The organism is uncultured Shimia sp. (assembly GCF_947498095.1).
GTDB lineage: Bacteria > Pseudomonadota > Alphaproteobacteria > Rhodobacterales > Rhodobacteraceae > Shimia.
Genome location: NZ_CANMJE010000001.1, coordinates 258704 through 282722 on the forward strand (window position 1 = coordinate 258704; position 24019 = coordinate 282722).

Sequence of the window (24019 nt, forward strand, 5' to 3'; positions counted from 1 at the left end):
CTATCAGCCAATTTTGCCGCGGTTTTCGCCGACTTGTCCGCGATGCAACAACAGATGATCCAGAATGACACAGGCCATCATCGCTTCGCCAACAGGCACGGCGCGAATGCCCACACAAGGGTCATGACGACCCTTTGTGACAACCTCGATCGGCGTGCCATCTTTTCGGATGGAGCGACGCGGAGACAGGATCGACGAGGTCGGTTTGACGGCAAAGCGCACGACAATGTCCTGGCCGGTGGAGATACCGCCCAAAATGCCGCCCGAATGGTTTGACCCGTACTCAGGGCCGTCTGCGCCCATGAAAATCTCATCCGCATTGTCGACGCCGGTCAGGCGCGCGGCCTGCATGCCCTCACCAATTTCCACGCCCTTGACCGCATTGATGGACATCATCGCAGCCGCCAAGTCGGTGTCGAGTTTGCCATACACCGGCGCGCCCAGACCTGCAGGCAGGCCACGCGCCACCACTTCGACAATTGCACCGACTGAGTTGTGATCCTTGCGCAGTTTCTGGAGGTAGTCCTCCCATTCCTGCGCGGTGTCTTGATTTTGAGGAATCCAGAAAGGGTTCTGGTCGATGGCGTCCCAATCAAATGTCGAGCGATCAATATCCAGCGCGCCCATCGCAGTCATATAGCCCTTGATCTCAACATTTGGGGCCATGGCTTTGATCGCCTCGCGCGCCACACCACCTGCGGCCACGCGGGCGGCCGTTTCACGGGCTGAGGAGCGGCCGCCGCCGCGATAGTCGCGAATCCCGTATTTTTGCCAGTATGTTATGTCGGCGTGACCCGGACGAAATGTCTCGGAGATATCACCATAATCACGCGACCGCTGGTCGGTGTTTTCGATCATCAACTGGATCGACGTCCCGGTTGTCTGACCCTCGAACACGCCGGACAGGATTTTCACTGCATCAGGTTCGTTGCGTTGGGTCATGTTCTTGTTCTGACCTGGGCGGCGCTTGTCGAGCCAGTGCTGGATCATCGCCTCGTCCACAGGCACGCCCGGAGGGCACCCGTCAACCGTTGCCCCCAAAGCAGGACCGTGGCTTTCACCCCAAGTGGTGACGCGGAAAAGATGTCCAAATGAGTTCATCGACATGGGGCGCTCCTTTGCTTGGCAGGGGCATAGCTGGCGCAGGCACGTTTCTCAAGGGTTCTTGAGGGTCCGCTGTCGTTCTGTTGCAGTCCTGAACAGAGCGAGTATCGCGTGAATGACCCCCGATCCCTCGAACCAGAAGTGACGGTTTTCTCAGACCGATTGTGTTTTACCCCAGGATTCCCGGCAACCGCAGCCCGTTCACGCGCGCACATTCCTTGGCGGACTCATAGCCTGCATCCGCATGACGCATGACGCCAGAAGCCGGATCATTCCAAAGTACACGCTCTAACCGTTTGGCCGCGTCCTCAGTGCCATCGGCGACAATAACCACGCCTGCGTGTTGACTGAACCCCATGCCAACACCGCCGCCGTGGTGCAGTGACACCCACGTTGCACCGGATGCCGTGTTGGTCAGCGCATTTAAGAGCGGCCAGTCCGACACGGCGTCCGAGCCATCCTTCATCGCTTCGGTTTCGCGGTTCGGCGAGGCCACCGAGCCGCTGTCCAGATGGTCGCGGCCGATGACCACCGGTGCACTCAACTCGCCACGGGCAACCATGTCATTAAAGGCCAGCCCCAAGCGGTGCCGATCACCCAAACCAACCCAGCAAATCCGGGCGGGCAGGCCTTGGAAGGAAATCCGGTCGCGCGCCATATCCAGCCAGTTGTGCAGATGCGTGTTGTCGGGCAACAGCTCTTTGACCTTAGCATCGGTTTTGTAGATGTCCTCGGGATCGCCAGACAGCGCGGCCCAGCGGAACGGGCCGATGCCCTTGCAGAACAACGGGCGAATATAGGCCGGCACAAAACCTGGAAAATCAAAGGCGTTCTCCAGACCCTCTTCAAGCGCCATCTGGCGGATGTTGTTGCCGTAGTCGACTGTGGGCACGCCAGCATGGTGAAACGCAACCATCGCCTCGACGTGCACTTTCATGGAGGCCCGCGCGGCCTTCTCCACCTCTTTCGGGGCCGTTTCAGCCTTGGCGCGCCATTCAGCGACGCTCCAGCCCTGGGGCAGATACCCGTTGATTGGATCATGGGCCGAGGTTTGGTCGGTCACGATGTCCGGCCGCACGCCACGTTCGTAAACTTCGGGGAAGATGTCAGCAGCATTGCCGATCAGACCCACTGACTTGGCCTCACCCGCCTTGGTCCAGCGGTCGATCATCTCAAGCGCCTCATCCAGATTGTCTGCCTTTTCATCGACATAGCGGGTCCGCAAGCGGAAATCGACACTGCGCTCGTCACATTCCACGGCCAGACAACAGGCCCCGGCCATGACGGCAGCCAGGGGCTGCGCGCCGCCCATACCGCCAAGTCCACCAGTCAGAATCCAACGGCCCTTGAGGTTGCCGTCATAGTGCTGGCGACCAGCTTCCATGAAGGTTTCATAGGTGCCCTGAACGATGCCCTGACTGCCAATGTAGATCCATGAGCCGGCGGTCATCTGGCCGTACATGGCCAGACCTTTCCGATCCAGCTCGTTAAAGTGATCCCAATTGGCCCAATGCGGCACGAGGTTTGAATTGGCGATCAAAACACGGGGCGCGTCCTTGTAGGTTTTGACGATGGCGACCGGCTTACCCGACTGCACCAACAGCGTTTCATCCATCTCAAGATCTCGGAGGCTGTCGCAAATCAGGTCAAAGTCCTTCCACGTCCGTGCCGCCCGGCCAATACCACCATAAACCACCAGCTCATGCGGGTTTTCGGCCACATCAGGATGCAGGTTGTTCATCAGCATCCGCAGCGGTGCCTCAGTGAGCCAGCTTTTGGCGGTCAATTCAGTCCCGGTTGGTGGAAAGACGTCGCGGGTGTTGTGGCGTGGATCGTTCATGTGTCAGCCCTTTAGCTTGGGGGCCAGGTCGGCCAGAGTTTCAAGGATGCGTTTCAAATGTGGGCGCAGGCGGCCTGCTTTTTCTGGCGCATAGACCCATCCCGCATTTTCATCAGTCAAATGTGTGCTTTGCGCCAATTCCATTTGAATGGCATGCACACCATCCTGTGGGCGGCCATAGTGGCGGGTGGTCCAGCCCCCTTTGAAGCGGCCATTCAGAACACTCGTGTAGCCTTTGGCGTCTGCGCAAACGCCAACCACCGCTGCTTCGATGGCCTTGGCGCAGGTTTCGCCATTGTTCGTGCCAATGTTGAAATCTGGCAGGATGCCTTGGAACAGGTGCGGAATGACGGACCGGATCGAGTGGCAATCATAGAGGATCGCAACACCATGCACCGCGCGCACCCGGTCAAGCTCTGCCTGCAAAGCCTCGTGATAGACCGCATGATAAGCTTTGCGACGGGCTTCGACCTCGGCCGCGTCCGGGGGAGTCCGCCAAATCGGTACACAGTCAAAGTCGGTTTCGGGGACAAGGCCAGTGGTGTTCTGCCCGGGATAAAGAGACACGCCAGATGGATCGCGGTTGGCATCCACAACATAGCGGTGGAATGTGGCCTGAACCGTGGTCACGCTAGGCACCAATCCGTCATACAGCCGGTCGACATGCCAATCGGTATCGGGCAATTCACGCCCTCGCGGTGTGAAGTTCTGTGCGATCTCATCAGGCACAAACGTTCCGACATGTGGCAGGCCAAGAACAATGGGACTGCTCCCCTGATTTACCTGAACCGCGTCCATTAGTTTTGCACTTTCAGATCGGGCACCGGAACGCCCGATAGCAAAGCTCCGGATCTGACCAACTCTGAGGCGGCGGCAAGGTCAGGCGCCATGTACCGATCCGCTTCGAGCATCGGGACATCCTGACGCAATCGCGAGACAACGGATTGAAGCGCCGGGCTGGTTGTCAGGGGGGCGCGAAATTCAACACCAGCCGCGGCACATAACAGTTCAATTCCCAGAATGTGGTCGAGATTGCGCACCATACGTTCCAACCGCCGCGCGCCGTGGGCTGCCATCGAGACATGATCCTCCTGATTGGCCGATGTCGGTGTGCTGTCGGTCACACAGGGGTTTGCCAAATGCTTGTTTTCACTCATCAATGCGGCTGAGGTGACCTCGGCAATCATGAGGCCCGAATTCAAACCGGGGTCAGGTGTCAGGAATGGCGGAAGATCGTGGCTGAGGGTCGGATCCACCATCAGGGCAACACGCCTTTGGGCAATCGCCCCCACTTCGGCAATCGCCAGCGCGATGATGTCCGCGGCAAAGCCAACCGGTTCAGCATGGAAGTTCCCACCAGACACAATCAGCCCGGACTCGACCAAAACCAAAGGGTTGTCAGTGGCGGCATTTGCTTCGACCAGCAACGTATGTGCCGCTTGGCGCATCACTCCCATTGCGGCACCGGTCACTTGCGGCTGGCACCGGATGCAATAGGGGTCCTGCACGCGGGTATCATCTTCGCGGTGACTTTCCCGGATCTCAGACCCTTTCAGAATCTCTCTGAGGGCTGCGGCTGCCTCGATTTGACCGCGGTGGCCACGCAGCGTGTGAATCTCAGGCTGTAGGGGCGCGGTCGATCCCATGATTGCATCCGTGGACAACGCCGAAATAACCAAAGCGTTCTGTGTTGCCCGCCAGGCCTGAAACAGCCCGACCAGAGCATAGGCGGTAGTAAATTGCGTGCCATTGATGCAGGCCAGTCCCTCTTTGGCGCTGAGAACGACAGGGCTAAGTCCGGCGCGCTCCAACGCCTCATGGGCAGGCAGCGTCGCGCCTTGGAACTCGGCTTCACCTTCGCCAATCATCGCCGCGGTCATATGCGCCAGTGGCGCCAGGTCTCCCGACGCGCCAACAGACCCCTGTGAGGGCACGATCGGCGCAACACCTTTGGCCAACATGTCTTGCATCAGCTCAACAAGGGCCCAGCGAACGCCCGACGCGCCACGCCCGAATGACAACAGCTTGAGTGACATCATCAGACGCACAACACGGCGCGGCATGGGGTCACCTACCCCACAGCAATGGCTGAGGATCAGGTTTCGTTGCAGTGCTTCGGTGTCTTTGGCGGCAATCTTCATGCTGGCAAGTTTGCCAAAGCCTGTGTTGACGCCATAAACCGCTTCGTTTCCGTTTGCAGCGGCCTCGATGCGTGCAGCGGCGTCTTCAACACTTGGCTTGCAAGTCGGATCCAACACCACCGCAACCTCGTCACGGTAGACGCATTCAAGTTGTGCCAAGGTTGCATGGCCGGGGGTCAATGTCAGAGTTGTCACGATCCGCCTCCGAAAATCCGTTTTGCGAGAGGGTTGAACCCGATGCGATACGCAAGCTCGCCCGGTGTCTTGACGTCCCAAACCGCGAGGTCAGCCCTCAGGCCCGGCGCGATGGCACCACGATCACTTAACCCAAGGGCCCGCGCGGCATTGCGCGTGACACCTGCCAAGGCCTCTTCGGGCGTTAGGCGAAACAGTGTGCACGCCATATTCATGGTCAACAGCAAGGACGTCAGCGGTGAAGATCCCGGATTGCAATCTGTTGCCAGAGCAATCGGCACCCCATGCGCGCGCATCTGTCCGATGGGAGGGTGTTGGGTTTCTCGGAGTGTATAGAATGCACCGGGCAGGATGACACCAACTGTGCCAGCCTCGGCCATCGCTCTGACCCCGTCTTCGTCAAGGTATTCGATATGGTCCGCAGACAGCGCACCATAACTTGCCGCCAGCTTCGCCCCTCCTAGGTTGGACAGCTGTTCGGCATGTAGCTTGACAGGCAATCCCAGTTCGACGGCCACGTCAAAGACACGGGCAATCTGGTTGGGCTGGAAAGCAATGCCCTCACAAAATCCGTCAACCGCATCAACAAGGCCTTCGGCATGGGCGGCGCGCAAAGCGGGAATGCACACGTCGTCGATATAGGCGTCATCTCTGCCTGAGTACTCGGCTGGTACCGCATGGGCTCCGAGGAACGTGGTTTGCACATCAACGTCGCAGACTTCCCCAATCCTGCGCGCGGCCCGAAGCATGTTTAGCTCAGCCTCTTGATCCAACCCATAGCCCGACTTGATCTCCAAGGTCGTAACACCTTCGGAGATCAACGTTTTGACGCGTGGAAGCGCCAAATCGACCAATTTCTCAACATTTGCCTTCCGGGTCGCCGTCACCGTGGAGACGATCCCGCCACCGGCGCGGGCCACCTCTTCGTAGCTGGCACCATTCAGGCGCATTTCGAACTCTGCTGCGCGATCTCCGGCGAACACGACATGGGTGTGCGGATCAATCAAGCCCGGCGTGACAAGGCGCCCGGCAAGGTCGTCGTGCGGCCAATCTGAATAGGTTGCGGGTAAGTCATCAGCGGGCCCCACCCACTCGATCAGGCCATTTTGCAGAGCAATCACGCCATTTTCGATCAGTCCGTAGGGGGCTGCGCCCGAGGTCATCGTCGCCAGCGCAGCATTTGTGAGAATGACTTTGTTGCTCATGTCGATTCGATTTCATCGTTGATAGGGATGCTTATTTGGTATATTTATAAACTTATATTGTCTACACAAAAGAAATGTCATGACCATTCACGCGAAACGCGCCCTGCTGGGCAAAACCTGGGCAAAAAACGTTCGCGTGACAGTCACAGATGGCTGCATCGATGGCGTTTTTTTGGAGCAATCTCCCCAATCCGAAGACACCGAGGTCGACACGTTGTTGCCTGCATTGGCCAATCTTCACAGCCACGCCTTTCAGCGGGCCATGGCTGGAATGACCGAGTTTCGAGCAGCGGGCAAAGAAAGCTTCTGGACCTGGCGTGACCTGATGTACCGGTTTCTCGATCACCTCAGCCCCGATCAGGTCGAGGCAATTGCGGCGCTGGTGTTCATGGAAATGCAAAAGGCCGGATACGCGTCAGTCGGCGAGTTCCACTATGTCCATCATCAACCGGGGGGGCGGTCCTATGATACGCTATCAGAACTCAGCCAACGCATTTTCGCCGCCGCACAAGAAACCGGCATTGGCCTGACGCACTTGCCCGTTCTCTATACCTATGGTGGCGTCAACCAAGAGCCGTTGACAGGCGGGCAACTGAGATTTTCAAACGATGTCGCCCGCTTCCTCAGGCTGGTGCAAGACTGCGAGTCCCAGCTGCAATCAATGCCTGCCGACTGCAGAATTGGGATTGCTCCCCACTCTCTTCGCGCGACATCTCCGGCTGACCTTGCAGAGGTCCTGACGCAAAGACCTGAGGGACCCGTTCACATTCACATCTCGGAACAACTTAAAGAGGTTGTGGATGTTGAGGCCAAACTCGGACAGCGCCCGGTTTCGTGGCTGCTGGACAATGCTGAAGTTAACAATCGTTGGTGCCTAATCCACGCGACGCATATGACAGATGAGGAAACCGTTGCCATGGCTCAAAGCGGCGCCGTGGCGGGCCTCTGCCCGATCACCGAAGCCAATTTGGGCGACGGGATCTTTAACGGCGTTCCGTACTTGAACAACGGGGGTGCTTTTGGGCTGGGTTCGGATTCGAACGTGCGCATTTCGCTCACGGAAGAACTACGGACGTTGGAGTACTCGCAGCGTCTGCGCGACAAGGCCCGGAATGTTCTGGCCGATGAGGCTGGATCAACTGGAAAAACACTCTACACAAAAGCGGCTAAAGGTGGCGCATTGGCCCTAAATCGACAGGCGGGCGAGATAGGTGTTGGGCAATTGGCGGATCTTGTCGCAATCGATTCCACGCACCCCACCCTGTTCGCCCTCAACGACGCACAGCTTTTGGATGGCTTGTGTTTCGCTGCTGGCGATGAAGTTGTGACCGACACCTGGTCTGCAGGACGACATGTCGTAAAGTCAGGACATCATGTGGCGCAGGACCATATCACGCGCCGGTTCAAACGCGCGATGCGGGGGCTTCTGGATGCGGTTTAACCTGTATGGCCCGCTGATATGTGTATATGTTTCAATCGTTAATCGCAGTCAGTGCTTTTGGAAGACAAGATGACAACGCCAGCGGCAAACCTGAGCTATCGCGACATCAAGAGAATTGTCCTCGAGCGTATCAAGAACCGCACTTGGTTGCCGGATAGTCTCTTGCCGAACGAGACCGACTTGGCCGCTGAATTTTCCAGCACGAGGACAACCGTCAATCGTGCGCTTCGAGAACTCGCCGAAGAGGGATATCTGGAGCGCAAGCGCAAGACTGGCACGCGTGTTTTGAATGCGCCGGTGCGCCATGCTCGTATTGCGATTTCCCTGACACGTGATGAAATCACCGCAACTGGCGCGGCATACCGGTATTACCTGATCTCATCCAAGCGGCAATCTGGGCCCGAATGGCTTGCTGCGCGCCTGAACCTCAAGCAATCTCCGGACGTATTACACCTAAAGTGCATGCATTATGCCGACAACAAACCCTTTCAATTTGAAGACCGGTGGATCGTCATTGACAGTGTGCCGGGCGTTCTGGATGCCGATTTCTCAGAAATCGGTCCAAATGAATGGTTGGTGCAAGCCGTCCCGTTTACCAATGTCGAACTGACGTTCCAGGCAACTCGCGCCACGCCATATGTGACTGAATTTCTGAATGCGGAACAGGACGAGCCCTTGTTCACGGCAGAAAGGGTCACCTGGCTGCAAGGTCGGCCCGTGACCTTCGCAAGAATGCACTTTCACCCCGGTTATCGGATGGTGACGCAGTACTGACCTCAAAGAGATCAGAGAGAACATGCCTTACGCATGTCACTCTCAGATCTTTCAAATGCCCGGCGGGGTTAGAAATCCAGATTTTCAACGCTCAACGCGTTTTTCTGAATAAACTCACGGCGTGGCTCAACCACATCGCCCATCAACTTGGTAAAGAGATCGTCGGCTTCGGCCATGTCCTCGACCTTGACCTGCAACAGCGTGCGGGCGTCGGGATCCAGCGTGGTTTCCCATAGCTGGTCCGGGTTCATTTCACCCAGTCCTTTGTAGCGCTGCAGCGACAAGCCTTTTTCACCTTCGGTGAGGATCGCGCTCAGCAAATCCAACGGACCATAGATCATCTGGTTGCGGTCTTTGCGAACCAGCGTTGCCGGGGTGTTGTAAACCTCTTGCAGGCTGGCTGTGAAGCTGCCGGTTTTGCGGGCCTCACCCGACCGTAGCATCGGTCCATCCAGTGTGCGGACTTCTTCGACACCGCGCAGGATACGCGCCAGTCGGATGCCATGATCTTGCGTAATCCGGCCCTGCCAACCGCGTTCGTATTCCAGCGCGATCAGATCCAGACGGGCCGCGACCTGATCGGCAACGCCCTGAAGGTTCGCATCCACTGCGCCGGGCACAAAGGCACCCGCAATAGCGGCCTGCTCCAGAATGTGGCGAGGATAGTGCGTAGGGAAAGCGTCCAGAACGCGTTTCAACTGACGCGCTTCTGTCACCACGCGCAACAAATCCTGCCCGCTCATATCCATGCCAGAGCCAAGCCGCAGGATTGCTCCGTCGATGCCCTGATCAATCAGGTAATCGTCCATGGCGGCCTGATCCTTGAGATACACCTCGGACTTGCCCCGCGCCACTTTGTAAAGCGGCGGCTGCGCAATGAAGAGATGCCCATTTTCAATCAATTCCGGCATCTGCCGATAAAAGAATGTGAGCAACAGGGTGCGGATATGCGCGCCGTCTACGTCCGCGTCGGTCATGATGACGATCTTGTGGTAGCGCAGCTTGTCGAGATTAAACTCGTCACGGCCAATTCCAGTACCCAGTGCCATCACAAGGTTGCCAATCTCTTGGCTGGACAGCATTCGGTCAAACCGGGCGCGCTCTACGTTCAGGATTTTACCCTTGAGGGGCAAGATGGCCTGTGTCTGACGATCCCGTCCGGTTTGCGCAGATCCACCCGCTGAATCCCCCTCGACGAGGAAGACTTCGGTTTTGGACGGGTCTTTTTCAGAACAATCTTTTAGCTTCCCCGCAAGGAAGTTGACGTCCATCGCCGTTTTGCGCCGGGTCAATTCACGCGCTTTGCGGGCGGCTTCGCGGGCATGGGCCGCTTCGATGATCTTGGTGACGATGACTTTGGCTTCATTGGGGTTCTCTTCGAACCACTCGGCCAATTTTTCGTTCATCAACCCTTCGACAGCAGGGCGTACCTCGGACGAGACCAGCTTGTCTTTGGTCTGGGATGAGAACTTAGGATCAGGCACCTTGACCGACAACACACAGGTCAGGCCTTCCCGGGCATCGTCGCCGGTAAAGCTGACCTTTTCCTTTTTGGCGATACCGCTGGATTGTGCATAGTTGTTGATCGTCCGCGTCAGAGCGCCCCGGAAGCCCGCCATGTGCGTTCCGCCATCACGCTGTGGGATGTTGTTGGTAAAGGGCAGCACCGTCTCGTGATAGCTGTCATTCCACCACATCGCGACCTCAACGCCGATGTCGTCTTTCTCGCCAATGACATAGATTGGCTCAGACATCATCGACGTCTTGTGGCGGTCGACATACTTTACAAATTCTTTGACACCGCCGTCATAATACAACTCGGTTTTGAGAGCTTCGGCAGGGCGCTCATCCTCAAGGATGATGCGTACGCCCGAGTTCAGGAAAGCCAGTTCGCGCAGTCGCTTCTCCAACGTTTCAAACACGTAGTCGCGGTTCGAAAATGTTTCGAGCGACGCCATAAAGCGCACCTCAGTACCGGTCTGATCCGTCTCGCCCACCACTTCCAAATGCTTGACCGTATCGCCATGCTCGAACCGTGCGATATGCTCTTTGCCTTCGCGCCAGATGCGCAGCTCAAGCCAGTCCGAGAGCGCGTTCACAACCGAGACACCCACACCGTGCAGACCGCCCGAAACCTTGTACGAGTTCGAGTCAAACTTACCGCCAGCGTGCAGCTGGGTCATGATGACCTCGGCCGCTGACACGCCTTCTTCCTCGTGAATCCCGACCGGAATCCCGCGTCCGTTGTCGAAAACCGACACAGAGCTGTCAGCGTGGATTTTGACCTTTACATGGTCCGCGTGTTTCGCGAGCGCCTCGTCAATACCGTTGTCGACGACTTCATACACCATGTGGTGTAGGCCTGAACCATCGTCGGTATCCCCGATATACATTCCGGGACGCTTTCGGACAGCCTCCAAGCCCTTGAGAACCTTAATGGAATCCGCGCCGTATTCCGCATTGTTCTGTGTCTCTTCGGACATATGGTATTTCCCTTTTTCAGTCCCCACAAAATAGGCGTTTGAGCAAGGAATGTCACGCAATTGGCGTAAGTTTTTTGTGTCGGAGAAACCCGAGAATCAGCGCTGAGTAAGAGCCGAGATCCCGGCCTCTTCCGTGACCTCAAGATATTGCGCCCGATCACCCATATCGGCAAACAAATCCCGCTCCGTCCCGGTCATCCAGGCCTGCGCACCAAGGGCACAGATTTCATCATAGAGAGCGGCGCGACGATCTGCATCCAGATGGGCAGCGACCTCGTCCAGCAAGAGAATTGGAGACGCACCAAAGTCGGCAGCCAGCGCCCGGCAATTGGCGAGGATCAGCGAAATCAAAAGCGCCTTTTGCTCACCGGTGGAGCAATCGCGGGCCGGGACATCCTTGGCGGTGTAAACAGCCTCAAGATCCGCGCGATGAGGGCCAATGAGGGTACGTCCTGCCATTATGTCCCTCGGGCGGCTTTCAGCCAGCGCTGCACGCAAGTCGCCTGCGGTATCAGGCAACACCATATCTGCGTGGCTCAATGTCAGCTCTGCCGAGGGGAATGCTGTTTCCGCCTCGGTCTGCGACGCCTTAAGATGCGCGATGGCCGCCAGACGATTGGCATGGATCACAGCTCCGCTCTCAGCCATCTGCGCTTCAAGGGCACCATACCACGCTGCATCGCGCACTTGGTCCTTAAGCAGCCGGTTGCGCTCGCGCATGGATTTCTCATAGGCCAGTGAGGCCTCTGCGTGTCGCGGGAAAAAAGACAGTGCCATACGGTCAAGAAACCGACGCCGCCCTTCGGCACCTTCAATCCACAGGCGGTCCATTGCCGGAATAAGCCACAGGACCCGAGTTATTCGCGCCAGATCTGTCTGCGGGGCTGCTTTGCCATCCTGACGCAATTGCCGGGCGCTGCCCTCTTCAGACCAGATCTCAACCTCGTGCAATTGCCCCAGAGACCGAATATGGCCGCTTAACTTCCAACCCAGCGCCTCGGGTCGACGAGTCATTGCTTCGGCGCTGGAACGTCTCAGTCCTCGCCCGGGGGAAAACAGCGATACGGCCTCAAGAATATTGGTCTTCCCGGCACCGTTCGGGCCAAAAATGGCCACAGGGCGCGCATCGCAATCGACACGACCCTTTTTGTGAGATCGAAAATGGGAAAGCTTGAGCGTTTCAACAAAGAGGCCAGACATGTTCCCGCCTCTTCAATTTTTCACAATTACGCGCGCCGCAGGCACGGGTGCCAGCCCGTCAAACCCGCATCGGCATGACAACATAGACCGCGCTGGTGTCGCCACCTTCGCGCATCAGGGTCGGATCACCGGCCGAATTGAACATAAACACCGCGTTTTCCCGATCGACCTGGCTGGCGATTTCCAAGAGGTACTTGGCATTAAACCCAATCTCTAGACGTTCGTCAGAGTAGGCTACGGCCAGTTCTTCTTCCGCCGCGCCACTGTCAGGGGCGTTGACTGACAAGACCAATTTGTCTTCGTCCAACTGCAGCTTGACCGCACGGGACCTTTCGGACGAGACGGTGGCGACACGATCCACGGCCCGCGCGAATTCAGACGCGTCCACCTCAAGCTTGCGCGTGTTGCCCTGTGGAATAACACGCGTGTAATCGGGGAAAGTGCCATCGATCACTTTCGAGGTCAGTGTGATGTCGGGGGTGGCAAAACGCACCTTGGTTTCGGAAACCGACACAGCAATCTGCATCTCATCGTCATCCAGAAGCTTGCGCAGCTCTCCCACGGTTTTGCGCGGCACAATCACGCCCGGCATATCCGCGGCACCTTCGGGCAAATCAGAGTCGATACGCGCCAGACGGTGACCATCAGTGGCAACACAGCGCAGGACCTTGGCGCCCTCGGCATCCGAAACGTGCATATAGACACCGTTCAGGTAATAGCGGGTTTCTTCGGTCGAGATGGCGAATTTCGATTTGTCGAACAGGCGGCGCAACACGGCAGCCGGCGCTGAGAAATTCGATTGGTATTCGGACGACGCCATCACGGGGAAATCTTCGCGCGGCAGCGTGGCAAGCGAGAAATTCGAACGCCCGGCTTCGACGGTCAGTCGACCCGAGGCCCCATCATCGGTCAGGGTCACGAGGGCGCCATCGGGCAATTTCCTAACGATCTCATGCAAGGTCGTGGCCGATACTGTCGTGGCACCCGCGCGTTCGACCATTGCCGGAGTCTTGTCAACCACCTCAATATCCAGATCGGTTGCGCGGAACTGAACCGTATCACCTTCGGCCTCTATCAACACATTGGCAAGGATTGGAATGGTGTTGCGACGCTCGACAACCGATTGGGCCTGGCTGACTGCCTTGAGCAGGTTGCCGCGTTCGATGCTGATCTTCATATCCGTGTCCCTTTTGCGATGCCGGGAGGGGCAACGTAACCTATTCCCCCTTCGGCTCAAGCCTTTTATTGAGTTTTCCGATGGTTTTGAGGGGGCGTCAAGGGATGGCAAGGTCGCGGAGCCGAAAGCACGCAATAAGACATGCTTTAGATACCTTTTTGCGGCTGGCGATCGGTGTGCCAAACTTGGGAGCAAGAGGAGGCACCGTCATGACGATCACCACCCAACAAGCCCGCGATGCCGCCGAGCAATATCGCGAAGAGGGGTTTGCACTGGTCCGCCAATTCATCGACGGGGACGCGCTGAACCGCCTCAAAACGGAAACCGACCGTATCTACCAAGCTGGATTGGAGCATCCGCGCACATGGCGTCACGGAAACCTGAGTTTTGAAATTCTGCCAGAGGCAGATTTTGGCAGCCGCTATGTGATTCAAGCCTATTGGATGAGCTGGATGTCAGAGTATTTCGAGGCTTTTCGTCGTTCTGAAAGCTATCGAATTCTGCTCGAGCCAATTCTTGGAAAGAACATCAAACAGGTGGCCCAGCAAATCCACTGGAAACCACCCGGAGCCGGGCTGACGGGATATCGCTTTCATCAGGATCTGAGGTTTCGCGAGGCGCGAGACGCCTATGTCGATATTGCCGGATCGACAGTGAACACCGGGCTGGCGATTGATCCATCGACGCTGGAAAACGGCTGTCTTCAGGTTGTGCCGGGCTCGCACAAGCTGGGATACATTGGCCTGTCCGACGAAGGCGACGGCCAGATCATGAAGGGGCTGACCGCTGAAGAAGAACTGCGGGCCAAGGGCATTGATCCCGCTTCAGTTGTTCCGCTTGAAATGCAACCCGGGGATATGGCCCTCTGGGGGTTGCTTACGGTACATGGTTCGCTGCCAAACGAGTCGCAACAGGACCGGGCGTTTGCGATTTCCAGCTACGTCAGAGCAGAGAATTCAGATCGGGGCGAATGGGCTTTTCGAAACGGTACGTCAATCCCTTTGGGCGCCACACCTCAACTGTGCAAATGGGAACAACTTCACGAGCGACCTGAGCCGCATTATGTAGACGATAAATGGTACGCGTGATTGTCTGCAGGTCGGACATTCTTGTCCGACCTACGAGGCTAATCTCAGGCCTCGAGTGCGCGGCGCAGCATCTCAAGATCTTCGGCGATCTGGCCGTCTTGGATGCGCAACTCTTCGATCCGCTTGACACCATGCATGACCGTTGTGTGGTCCCGCCCGCCAAAACGACGGCCAATTTCTGGCAGCGACCGGCTGGTCAGCTGCTTGCACAGATACATCGCCACTTGACGCGGACGCGCCAGTGTCCGCACACGCTTGGGGCCGATCATGTCGCTGAGGCGAATGTTGTAATGCTCAGCGACGCGGCGCTGAATCTCTTCCACGGAAATCTTGCGCTCAGAAGCACGCAGCACATCTGACAAACAATCCTGTGTCAGCTCCATCGTGATCTCGCGGCCAACCAAGGATGCAAAAGCAAATAGGCGAGTCAGCGCGCCTTCGAGTACGCGCACGTTCGTCGAAATGCGATGCGCGAGAAACTCAAGAACCCCATCAGCCAATTGCAACTCGGGGTATTGGGCACGGTATTGGTCGACCTTGGACTGCAGGATGCCAAGGCGCAGTTCGTAATCCGTGGGATGCAGGTCAACAACCAAGCCGCACTGCAAGCGAGACTTGATCCGGTCCTCAAGACCCTTGATTTCGCCAGGCGCGCGATCCGCTGAAATGATGATCTGCTTGTTCTGGTCCACAAGGGCATTGAACGTATGAAAGAACTCTTCCTGCGTGCTGTCTTTGCCCGCGATAAACTGAACGTCATCCACCATCAGAACATCAACCGAACGGAACAGCTCTTTGAAATCCATCATCCGGCGATCTCTCAAAGCCTGAACAAATCGATACATGAATTGTTCGGCCGAGAGATATACGACGTTGAGGTCAGGGCGGCGGTTCTTAAGCTCCCATGCAATGGCGTGCATGAGGTGTGTTTTGCCCAGGCCAACGCCCCCGTAGAGGAACAATGGATTGAAGGTCACAGGTCCACCTTCGGCAACGCGATGGGCGGCTGCATTGGCCAATTCATTCGGCTTGCCGACGACAAAACTGTCAAAGGTGAACCGTGCATCAAGGGGGGCACCCGGCAATTCGCCACGGGACTCAGCGTTCTTTGAAGGCTTGGCCGCACTCTCAGCCATACGAGATCCGGGGCGCGCAGCCGTATTCGCAGCAACACGAAAATGCAGTCTTTGAACCTTGGTTCCCGAATTCGCCAATTTATGCAGAATCAAATCGCCGAAGTTCTGTGAAACGTAATTGCCCAGAAAATTGGTCGGGACGTGAAAGGTCATCACACCATCGGCCAGCTCTGCATATTCAAGGGGCTCAATCCAGGTATTAAAATTGTTCTGACCAACCGTCTTAAGCATGTCTTTTTTCAATGCGCCCCATTGTTCCTGTGTCATGTGTCCCCGTTTCTGGTGCCGTCCGTCTGCGAGTGTTTCCACTCTGAATTTCTGCCGTTCAACGACCACATCATTCCAGATCTGCACGTACCCAACACTCATACAAAACAAACAAAACTCACCTTGCCCCTTGGGCAGCCTGCCCAATAGGTGATGTTTGTTTCGCGCGAGCTGCGCAGACGTTCAGGACAGACCGGAAGCCGCAGCTTCTTCGGCCAAACTGGCAGCGCCGCAAAGACAATAGTTGCGGTCTTACCCCAACAGGATCTCAATGGATCCCGTCAATATGGAGTCTGTCCCCCCCAAAACACGATGTGAATCGCAGGTTCGAAACTAGCAACGAGTTTGCGGACCAAGCAACCGATCTTCGAACTTGACTCGGGGTTTTGTGAAAAAGAATCTCTTGCGCCTGCAGCAAGGTCACAAAAAGCAAAAGGCGCCCCGTGGCGGGACGCCTTTTGACATCAATAACTTGGACAGTCTGACTTAGGCGATTGCCTTAACGCGAGCTGCCAGGCGCGACATTTTACGCGACGCTGTGTTCTTATGGTAAACGCCTTTGGTGACGCCACGCATCAGCTCGGGCTGAGCAGCCCGAAGTGCCGCAGTTGCAGCGTCCTTGTCACCCGATGCGATCGCTTCTTCGACTTTACGCAGGTGGGTGCGGATGCGCGAGCGGCGGGCTTTGTTGACTTCAAAACGACGCTCGTTCTGACGGGCGCGTTTCTTTGCCTGTGGTGAGTTTGCCATGAATCTCAGGTCCTTATCTTGTGTTCGTTCAGTATATTGCGTGCCACTTCCCGAACAGGACGTCTTCCTCGTAGGAAGAATCGATTCAAGCCTGAGCGGGCTGCACGCGCATGTATGACGGCGCTTACTAACGATTTTTGGCTAGGATGCAAGTCATAAACACCCGATCCGCATCGTGTCAGTGCAACCACACCCATTGCGTGACAGGCAGAATCACTGGGCCCACCAGCTTTAATACCGGCGGGCCCAAAAACGCCGTCTCATAATTCGCTTTAGCGATCTTGCCAACGTTCGAACTCTTCGACCATTCGGACACTTTCAGGGCGCAGATTCTCAATGCCGCTGTAAGGACGGTCGCGCCCAACCTCGGCGTGTGGGTACTTCTGAACCGTCATCATGTGGCGCGCGATAATATCCTGATAGCTGGCCGACGCCCAGAGTGCGATGGCGGTCAGGGGGTTCTCTTCGCGAGGGTCACGATAGAGGTCATAGACACTGGCTGAGACACCTGGCGAGCCGGGAGGGGGGAGCTCGAGCTTGAACTTTTGCTTCACCACCGCACGCAGTACGTTGGTGCTATAGACAAAGACGTAGTCTCGGCGACCGTGGCCTTCACCCTCCAGAAGCAGTGCCGACTGGTCAAGGCCATCTATCACCCGGTCAGTCGGCACGCTGTCCATGGCACCGCCCAGACGTGCAAAGGTGGTAAACAGGTCGGCAATATGAATCATGTCGCCTGCCAGCGTATCCTCGGCGATCATACCCGGCCAACGGGCAAAGGCGTTGACGCGAATGGCGCCTTCCGAGGTGTCGACTTTGCCGCCCCGATAGATGGTGCCACTGAAACCCAGTGTGCTATCGTACTGCCGGAAACGACCGTTGTCCGCCATCAGTACAATTAGGGTGTTTTCTGCGATCCCGAGACGATCCACCTCGTCGACGATCTCGCCAAACCACGTGTCTAGCTGGCGAAGGCTTTCAACTCCGGTGCCACCATTGGCGGTCTCGAAGGTGTCAAACCTGGTTCTGTCAAACTCCAGCGGTATCAGAGGCCAGTATTGCAGGAAGAACGGCTTGCCCTCGTCTGCCAACCGCCGAAGGTGCTCGATGGTCTCGCTCTGGTACTTTTCGTGCATTGCGTCGTAATGGGCCTGCGTCCAACGTTCTCCTGCCGCGAAATCGACCTCACGGGCCAACTCACCCTTGGTCGCTTCAAGCGAATAGACCAGCCCGTCGGGTTTGAATGTGGCATCCAAGGCAAATGGGTCAGTGCTGGACCCGGGCAGCCAACCCTGCATGACTTGGGAATGGTCAGACTCAGGAGTCATGAAACCCAGCAAAACCTGTTGGTGGATGGGAAAAGACGCATAGTCAAAGCCCTGATTGTGCGGATAGCCCTCGGCAATATCACCCATGTGCCACTTGCCGATATGCACGGTGTTGTAGCCATTGTCCGAGAGCGCCTCGGCGATGGTCACTTCTTCAGCGGCCAGAGCTTCGCCAGCGACGGTGGCCTTCACCTCACCCAATCCGTTCCGCACCGGATGGCGGCCTGTCATCATGGCCACGCGAGATGGCGTACAGGAGGGTTCCGTATACATGCGCATCAGAGACAGGCCCTGGTCGGCAAACTCATTGATGCGTGGCGTTTGCGAACCTCGCACATAGTTGAGTTCAGGAATGCCCATCTCGCCAAAAGACAGGTCGTCGACAAGAACATAGAGAATATTCGGTGGCTTGCCCTCGTTGCGTTCACGGAACGCAGCAAGTTTTTCTTCCACAGTCTGATCGTCAGCCGCCCAGACCTCACCATGCTGAGCCTCGAGAATATAGTATTCAGCGTCATGGATGATGTTTTGATCAGCCATTGCCGGTATGGACTTGGTGAACAGAAAGGCTGAATAGGCCAATCCTGACAGGAGATTCCGTTGCATGCGCGACCTCGGATTTTTGCGATTGATAAAACTGTTTAAGACAAGGCAGACTTGACCACTTATCCGAAAAGCGCAAATTGAATGTATGATTGATCGTGTCGCAGATGAACCTACGGTGCTCTTGGATGCTGGATTTCCCGATGTTGATGTCCTCTGCGATACTGTACGCCTCTGGGATCTGGATCTGCGCCCGCTCAGGATTGACCCGGAAAAGGGTCTGGCCGGGCAAGTTGTTCAGAAACTCTGCGCTGGCGGGGCATACGGCTACTGCGGTCTGAATGGCAGCTTTGATCAATTCGGAAGCGCGCCGCCGGGGGTGTTCACCTTCGTTGTGCGCAAGGCAGGTGTCGGGAACATCTGGTGGCGGTCGCTAGACACGGTCGAGGGCGAAGTCCTGGTCTATAAACCGGGAAGTGAGGTACGTTGCGTCAACGGTCAGGGATTTGCGGTCCACACTATTTCCGTCGATGACTTACGGCTTCGAGAGATTTGCGAGTCGCTCAAAATCGCTTGTCCGGACCCTGTGACATTGCCCGAGGTGTTCCGATTGCCTGCACGGGTGTTGGAAGGCGTGCGTGCCGAGTTGGAATCCTGCCTAACTGGCCCCACAACAGCGCTGGGTGCTTCAGTTCAGAGATTGTCCGAGCTTTTGGTGTCTACGTGGGTGGCCCAACTCCAGACTCGCTATCGCCAGCGCCCCAACTTGCGGGCACGTGATCGTGCCATCCGCAATTGTCTGGAGTTCCTTGAACAGTCTGATTTGGCATCCGTGGACATGCAGCAACTGTGCAATCAGGCCAATGTCAGCAAGCGAACTCTGCAATACGCCTTTCGTGAGAAATTTCAGATTACACCCTACGCTTTTCTAAGATCGCTCAGGCTGTCGCGGGTACGGAAGTTGTTGAAGCAGGCGCCCAACCGACACACAGCAATAGGCGAATTGGCTGCCTCGCAGGGAATCTGGCACCATGGCCGTTTCTCACAGGACTACAGGCTGGCTTATGGCGAAACGCCCCTGCAAACGCGGCAAAGGCATCTGGCCAGGTAGCGTCCGGACGCAAACAAGCGTCCGGCACAAAATCAGTGCTTACCGGTCGCGGAACTGCGCCTGACGTTTTTCCATGAAGGCATTCATGCCCTCTTTTTGGTCTTCGGTGGCGAACAGTGCGTGGAACACGCGGCGTTCGAACAGCAGACCTTCGGTCAAAGTGGTCTCGTAGCTGCGGTTCACGGCCTCTTTGGCGGTGCGCGCAGTAATCAACGATTTCTCGGCGATCTTCTGAGCCGCGCCCATGGCCTCGTCCATCAACTTCTTGGCAGGCACAACGCGGCTGACAAGCCCAGCGCGTTCGGCCTCTTCGGCGTCCATGAAACGGCCCGTGAGGTTCATATCCATGGATTTCGATTTGCCCACGTAACGGGTCAGTCGTTGCGATCCACCCATACCAGCAATAACGCCGAGGTTGATCTCGGGTTGGCCAAACTTGGCGGTGTCCGAGGCGATGATAAAGTCACAGGCCATCGCCAGCTCACAACCACCGCCCAATGCATAACCGCTGACGGCAGCAATGACAGGTTTACGGATGCGGGCAATGCCATCGCCGAAGGCAGCAAACAGGTTCGACGCATTTACGTCGACAAAGCTCATCGAGGACATTTCCTTGATGTCCGCTCCGGCGGCAAAGGCTTTCTCTGAGCCGGTCAGCACGACGCAACGCACCTTGTCGTTGGCGTCTGCGTCTTCCAGCGCAACCATCAGCTCTCCCAGCAACTGTTGGTTCAGGGCATTCAGGGCGTCGGGGCGGTTTAGTTTGATGAGGGCGATATGGTCCTCAACGTCGACGATGATCGTCTCAAAAGCCATGAGTGATGCTTTCTCTTGTTCCGGTCAAAGACGATTCCTTACCATTCCTGAGAGCCGGATCAAGCTATCTTTGGCATTGCGGACAATAGAAGGATGAGCGTCCCGATTGGGTGATTCGGGCGATCGTTCCGGTACAGCCTTGGGTGTGACATGGCGCACCCTCCCGACCGTACACATCGAAACTATGCTGAAAATATCCAAGCTCTCCATCGGCTTGCCGGAAATCACGCAGCGATGACCCCCCCGCATCGATGGCATCAGACAGCACCTTGCGAATGATTGGAACCAACTCAGCGACGCGTTTTGCAGACACATTTGCGGCCTTGCGACGCGGCGACACGCCAGCGCGAAAAAGCGCTTCGCAAACATAAATATTGCCCAGACCGGCGATGATCTTCTGGTCCAGAAGCGCGGATTTGATCGGTGTATTGCGATTCTTCAGTTGTTCCGCGAGGTAAGCTTCGTCGAAGGTGTTTCCCAATGGCTCTGGCCCGATACTGGCCAAGAGCGGGTGCTGGTCAGCGGTGGCCGTGTCCAACAGGTCCATCGCCCCGAACCGGCGCGGATCGTTGAACGTAACGCGCGCGCCATTGTCCAGGTCAAAGACCACGTGGTCATGCTTTTCGGCCTGCGGGTGGTCATGCACAAACTGGCCCAGCGGATCGCCAGACACGGTCATGCGCCCCGACATGCCAAGGTGAATGAGGAGCGTTTCTCCCCTGTCGAGATCGGCGAGGACGTATTTTGATCGCCGCCGTAAGGTTGTCACCTGCGCGCCCGTCAACCGTTCAGCCATCCGCTCCGGGAACGGCCAGCGCAGGTCAGGGCGATTCACCGCGACATGCGCGAACCGCGCGCCTTCCATCGAAGGCAAGAGGCCCCGCCGGACGGTTTCAACTTCGGGCAGTTCTGGCATTTGATGGCCTCGTCATTCGCTGGTGCTTCGTCCTGTGTCGCATACCAAACAGGCTTGGGGGAACTGCTTTCTTAGATGAACACCTTTTCGGATTCTTGATTTTTCCGCCCCCACAATCGCCGCATTGTATGCCCCTTTAACCCCCTATATGAAGAGCGGGACTAATTTGCGGTTTGGGCCATGAGCGACAACGATCAGAACACCACCCATTTTGGGTTCACAACTGTCCCCGAGGCGGAAAAAGCCGGCAAGGTTCAGGGAGTCTTTAACTCGGTCGCGTCGAAGTATGACGTGATGAATGACGTGATGAGCCTCGGCATCCACCGGGTCTGGAAAGATGCAATGATGGATTGGCTGGCACCACGTCCCGGCCAACGTCTTTTGGATGTTGCTGGTGGAACCGGTGATATCTCGTTTCGTTTTCTGGATCGCGCAGGCCACGGCCATGCCACGGTGCTGGATTTGACCGAACCGATGCTGGTTGAGGGGCGCAAGCGGGCCGAGGCGGCAGCGATGGCCGACAGCTTGGACTGGGTGGTCGGCGACGCAATGGCCTTGCCGTTTGAGAACAACACCTTTGACGTCTACACGATCTCGTTCGGCATCCGGAACGTGACACGGCCACAAGAAGCGCTGAACGAAGCGTTCCGCGTTTTGAAACCGGGCGGCCGTCTGATGGTGCTGGAGTTCAGCCAAATCCCAAACGACATGATGCAAAAGGCCTACGACCTTTATTCCTTTAACATCATCCCGCGCATGGGTCAGATGATCGCAAATGACCGCGACAGCTATCAGTATCTGGTCGAGTCGATCCGCAACTTCCCCGATCAGGACACCTTTCTCGACATGGTGAAAACCGCCGGGTTTGAGAACGCCAAGTATCGCAACCTGTCACTGGGCATCGCTGCGCTGCACTCGGGGTGGAAGATTTGAGAGGACCGCACAATATCTGGCGGTTGATCCGCACCGGCGCCACGATGGAACGCACTGGCGCCATGCGCGAGGTGATGGACGCGATGGAAGCGCCGAAAGCGCTGCGGATCGTGGCGCGCACGGTGATCTGGCCGTTCCGTTGGCTCGGAATCAAGGGGGATCCGTCGATGCCTCCTGTTGTGCGGGCGCTGAATGCTTTGGGACCGGCCTATATCAAGTTTGGTCAGGTTCTCTCAACGCGCCCCGATGTTGTGGGGCCTGATCTGGCGACCGAACTGCGCGTGTTGCAGGACAAACTGCCGCCGTTTTCCATCGAGATCGCCAAGAAATCAGTGCAGGACGAGCTGGGCCTGCCTGTTGACGAGCTGTTCTCGGAGTTCTCCGAACCTGTTGCGGCGGCGTCGATCGCCCAGGTTCACAAGGCGCGGATCAAAGAGACCGGTGAGGAGGTCGCTGTCAAGGTGCTGCGTCCGAGCATTGAACGCGCGTTTCGCAAGGATATTGACGCGTTTTACTTTGCGGCGGACACCATCGAGTTCCTGTCGCCCGCGTCGCGCCGGTTGCGTCCTCGCGACGTGATTGAACACTTTGACGGCGTGGTGGCTGGCGAGTTGGATTTACGGCTCGAGGCAGCTTCGGCCAGTGAGTTTGCAGCCAATACGGCCAAGGATGAAGGGTTCCGTGTTCCCACCGTTTTGTGGGAGCATTCCGGCCGCCGCGTAATGACGTTGGGCTGGGCCGAAGGTGACCCCTTGGGTGACAACGATGCGCTGGACCGCGCAGGCCACAACCGCCACGCATTGGGCAGTCGGGTGTTGAGCTTGTTTTTGCGCCACGCGCTGCGTGACGGATATTTCCACGCCGACATGCATCAGGGCAACCTGAAGGTCGCCGCCAATGGCGATATCATTGCCTATGACTTTGGCATTATGGGCCATATCGATGAATACACCCGCCGGGTCTATGCCGAGATTCTGTTCGGGTTTATCCAGCGTGACTATCAGCGTGTGGCCGAGGTGCATTTTGAGGCGGGCTATGTGCCTGCTGACCGGAATGTTGATGAATTTGCCCGCGCCTTGCGCGCCGTGGGTGAACCGATCTTTGGCATGGACGCGACGCGGATTTCGATGGGGCGCTTGCTGAGCTATCTCTTTGAAGTGACCGAGCGCTTTGGCATGGAAACCCGCACCGAACTGATTCTGTTGCAGCGCACCATGGTGGTGGTCGAGGGAGTGGCCCGGTCACTGGACCCTGAGGTCAATATCTGGGACGTCGCCCATCCGGTAGTCGAAGGCTACATCAAGGAAAGCATCGGCCCCAAGGCATTGGGGCGTGACCTGATGAAGACTGCGAGGGTCCTGGCTCGCTTCGGACCACGTTTGCCCGGACTGGTGGAAAGCGCCCTGATCCGTCAGGCCACGCCAGTTGAAGAAGAAAACTCGCGTGTCTGGCCTGTAGCCCTAGCTGGCGGCCTTGCTGGTACCGTGATTGGGGTCGCAGCAGTCTTGATCGTTCTGGCGCTGATTTAGACTAACAACCCGCCAAGTTCCCGGCACCGGGCGGTTCGGCAA

At 57.0% G+C, this 24019-nt stretch carries 19 protein-coding genes; 6 read left to right on the top strand and 13 right to left on the bottom strand.

Going from position 1 to position 24019, the window contains the following annotated elements; translation table 11 throughout:
• Positions 1–3: 3 nt before the first annotated feature.
• The 5 genes from aroC to hutI all read right to left on the bottom strand — a co-directional run bounded on the left by aroC (position 4) and on the right by hutI (position 6485).
• Complete coding sequence (aroC, locus tag Q0932_RS01330; RefSeq protein WP_299348839.1) at positions 4–1107, bottom strand: chorismate synthase; 1104 nt, start codon at positions 1105–1107, stop codon at positions 4–6.
• Between the two features lie 166 nt (positions 1108–1273).
• Complete coding sequence (gene hutU, locus Q0932_RS01335; protein ID WP_299348841.1) at positions 1274–2944, bottom strand: urocanate hydratase; 1671 nt, start codon at positions 2942–2944, stop codon at positions 1274–1276.
• A 3-nt stretch (positions 2945–2947) separates the two neighbouring features.
• The gene (hutG, locus tag Q0932_RS01340; protein ID WP_299348843.1) at positions 2948–3742 is read right to left on the bottom strand and encodes an N-formylglutamate deformylase; all 795 of its coding nucleotides are present in this window, start codon (positions 3740–3742) and stop codon (positions 2948–2950) included.
• Positions 3742–5280: a histidine ammonia-lyase gene (gene hutH / locus Q0932_RS01345; RefSeq protein WP_299348846.1), complete on the bottom strand. Its 1539-nt coding sequence runs from the start codon at positions 5278–5280 to the stop codon at positions 3742–3744. The genes hutG and hutH overlap by 1 nt, the downstream gene beginning before the upstream one ends.
• The gene (gene hutI, locus Q0932_RS01350; protein ID WP_299348849.1) at positions 5277–6485 is read right to left on the bottom strand and encodes an imidazolonepropionase; all 1209 of its coding nucleotides are present in this window, start codon (positions 6483–6485) and stop codon (positions 5277–5279) included. Before hutI ends, hutH begins: the two co-directional genes overlap by 4 nt.
• Before the next feature lie 79 nt (positions 6486–6564).
• Here hutI and Q0932_RS01355 point away from each other — a divergent pair, with 79 nt between their 5' ends.
• On the top strand, positions 6565–7926 hold the full coding sequence (locus Q0932_RS01355) for a formimidoylglutamate deiminase (RefSeq protein WP_299348852.1): 1362 nt from the start codon (positions 6565–6567) through the stop codon (positions 7924–7926).
• A gap of 69 nt (positions 7927–7995) precedes the next feature.
• Entirely contained in the window at positions 7996–8700 is a 705-nt protein-coding gene (locus Q0932_RS01360; protein ID WP_299348854.1) for a GntR family transcriptional regulator, read from the top strand.
• A gap of 68 nt (positions 8701–8768) precedes the next feature.
• Here Q0932_RS01360 and gyrB read toward each other — a convergent pair whose 3' ends face one another.
• The 3 genes from gyrB to dnaN form a co-directional block, all read right to left on the bottom strand.
• The gene (gene gyrB / locus Q0932_RS01365; protein WP_299348858.1) at positions 8769–11183 is read right to left on the bottom strand and encodes a DNA topoisomerase (ATP-hydrolyzing) subunit B; all 2415 of its coding nucleotides are present in this window, start codon (positions 11181–11183) and stop codon (positions 8769–8771) included.
• Positions 11184–11279: 96 nt separating this feature from the next.
• Complete coding sequence (recF, locus tag Q0932_RS01370; RefSeq protein WP_299348861.1) at positions 11280–12383, bottom strand: DNA replication/repair protein RecF; 1104 nt, start codon at positions 12381–12383, stop codon at positions 11280–11282.
• Positions 12384–12441: 58 nt separating this feature from the next.
• Entirely contained in the window at positions 12442–13560 is a 1119-nt protein-coding gene (gene dnaN / locus Q0932_RS01375; protein ID WP_299348863.1) for a DNA polymerase III subunit beta, read from the bottom strand.
• 209 nt (positions 13561–13769) lie between these two features.
• Between dnaN and Q0932_RS01380 the strand changes: the two genes are divergently transcribed.
• Positions 13770–14648 (top strand): phytanoyl-CoA dioxygenase family protein, encoded by an 879-nt coding sequence (locus Q0932_RS01380; RefSeq protein WP_299348866.1) that lies wholly within the window; start codon positions 13770–13772, stop codon positions 14646–14648.
• Between the two features lie 44 nt (positions 14649–14692).
• Here the strand turns inward: Q0932_RS01380 and dnaA are convergent, their stop codons facing one another.
• The 3 genes from dnaA to Q0932_RS01395 form a co-directional block, all read right to left on the bottom strand.
• On the bottom strand, positions 14693–16051 hold the full coding sequence (gene dnaA, locus Q0932_RS01385; protein WP_299348869.1) for a chromosomal replication initiator protein DnaA: 1359 nt from the start codon (positions 16049–16051) through the stop codon (positions 14693–14695).
• A 486-nt stretch (positions 16052–16537) separates the two neighbouring features.
• Positions 16538–16801 (bottom strand): 30S ribosomal protein S20, encoded by a 264-nt coding sequence (gene rpsT, locus Q0932_RS01390; protein ID WP_299348872.1) that lies wholly within the window; start codon positions 16799–16801, stop codon positions 16538–16540.
• A 272-nt stretch (positions 16802–17073) separates the two neighbouring features.
• Positions 17074–18735, bottom strand: a complete 1662-nt coding sequence (locus tag Q0932_RS01395; RefSeq protein ID WP_299348876.1) for a sulfatase-like hydrolase/transferase — start codon at positions 18733–18735, stop codon at positions 17074–17076.
• Positions 18736–18820: 85 nt separating this feature from the next.
• Between Q0932_RS01395 and Q0932_RS01400 the strand changes: the two genes are divergently transcribed.
• On the top strand, positions 18821–19783 hold the full coding sequence (locus tag Q0932_RS01400) for a helix-turn-helix domain-containing protein (protein WP_299348879.1): 963 nt from the start codon (positions 18821–18823) through the stop codon (positions 19781–19783).
• Between the two features lie 39 nt (positions 19784–19822).
• On the opposite strand, the gene Q0932_RS01405 is transcribed toward Q0932_RS01400, so the two are convergent.
• A complete protein-coding gene (locus Q0932_RS01405) occupies positions 19823–20599 on the bottom strand; it encodes an enoyl-CoA hydratase (RefSeq protein WP_299348882.1) in 777 nt (258 codons plus the stop codon).
• 64 nt (positions 20600–20663) lie between these two features.
• Entirely contained in the window at positions 20664–21515 is an 852-nt protein-coding gene (mutM, locus tag Q0932_RS01410; protein ID WP_299348884.1) for a bifunctional DNA-formamidopyrimidine glycosylase/DNA-(apurinic or apyrimidinic site) lyase, read from the bottom strand.
• Between the two features lie 180 nt (positions 21516–21695).
• Here mutM and ubiE point away from each other — a divergent pair, with 180 nt between their 5' ends.
• Both ubiE and ubiB read left to right on the top strand, forming a co-directional pair.
• Complete coding sequence (gene ubiE, locus Q0932_RS01415) at positions 21696–22448, top strand: bifunctional demethylmenaquinone methyltransferase/2-methoxy-6-polyprenyl-1,4-benzoquinol methylase UbiE (protein ID WP_299348886.1); 753 nt, start codon at positions 21696–21698, stop codon at positions 22446–22448.
• Positions 22445–23977 (top strand): 2-polyprenylphenol 6-hydroxylase, encoded by a 1533-nt coding sequence (gene ubiB, locus Q0932_RS01420; RefSeq protein ID WP_299348889.1) that lies wholly within the window; start codon positions 22445–22447, stop codon positions 23975–23977. Before ubiE ends, ubiB begins: the two co-directional genes overlap by 4 nt.
• Positions 23978–24019: the final 42 nt, after the last annotated feature.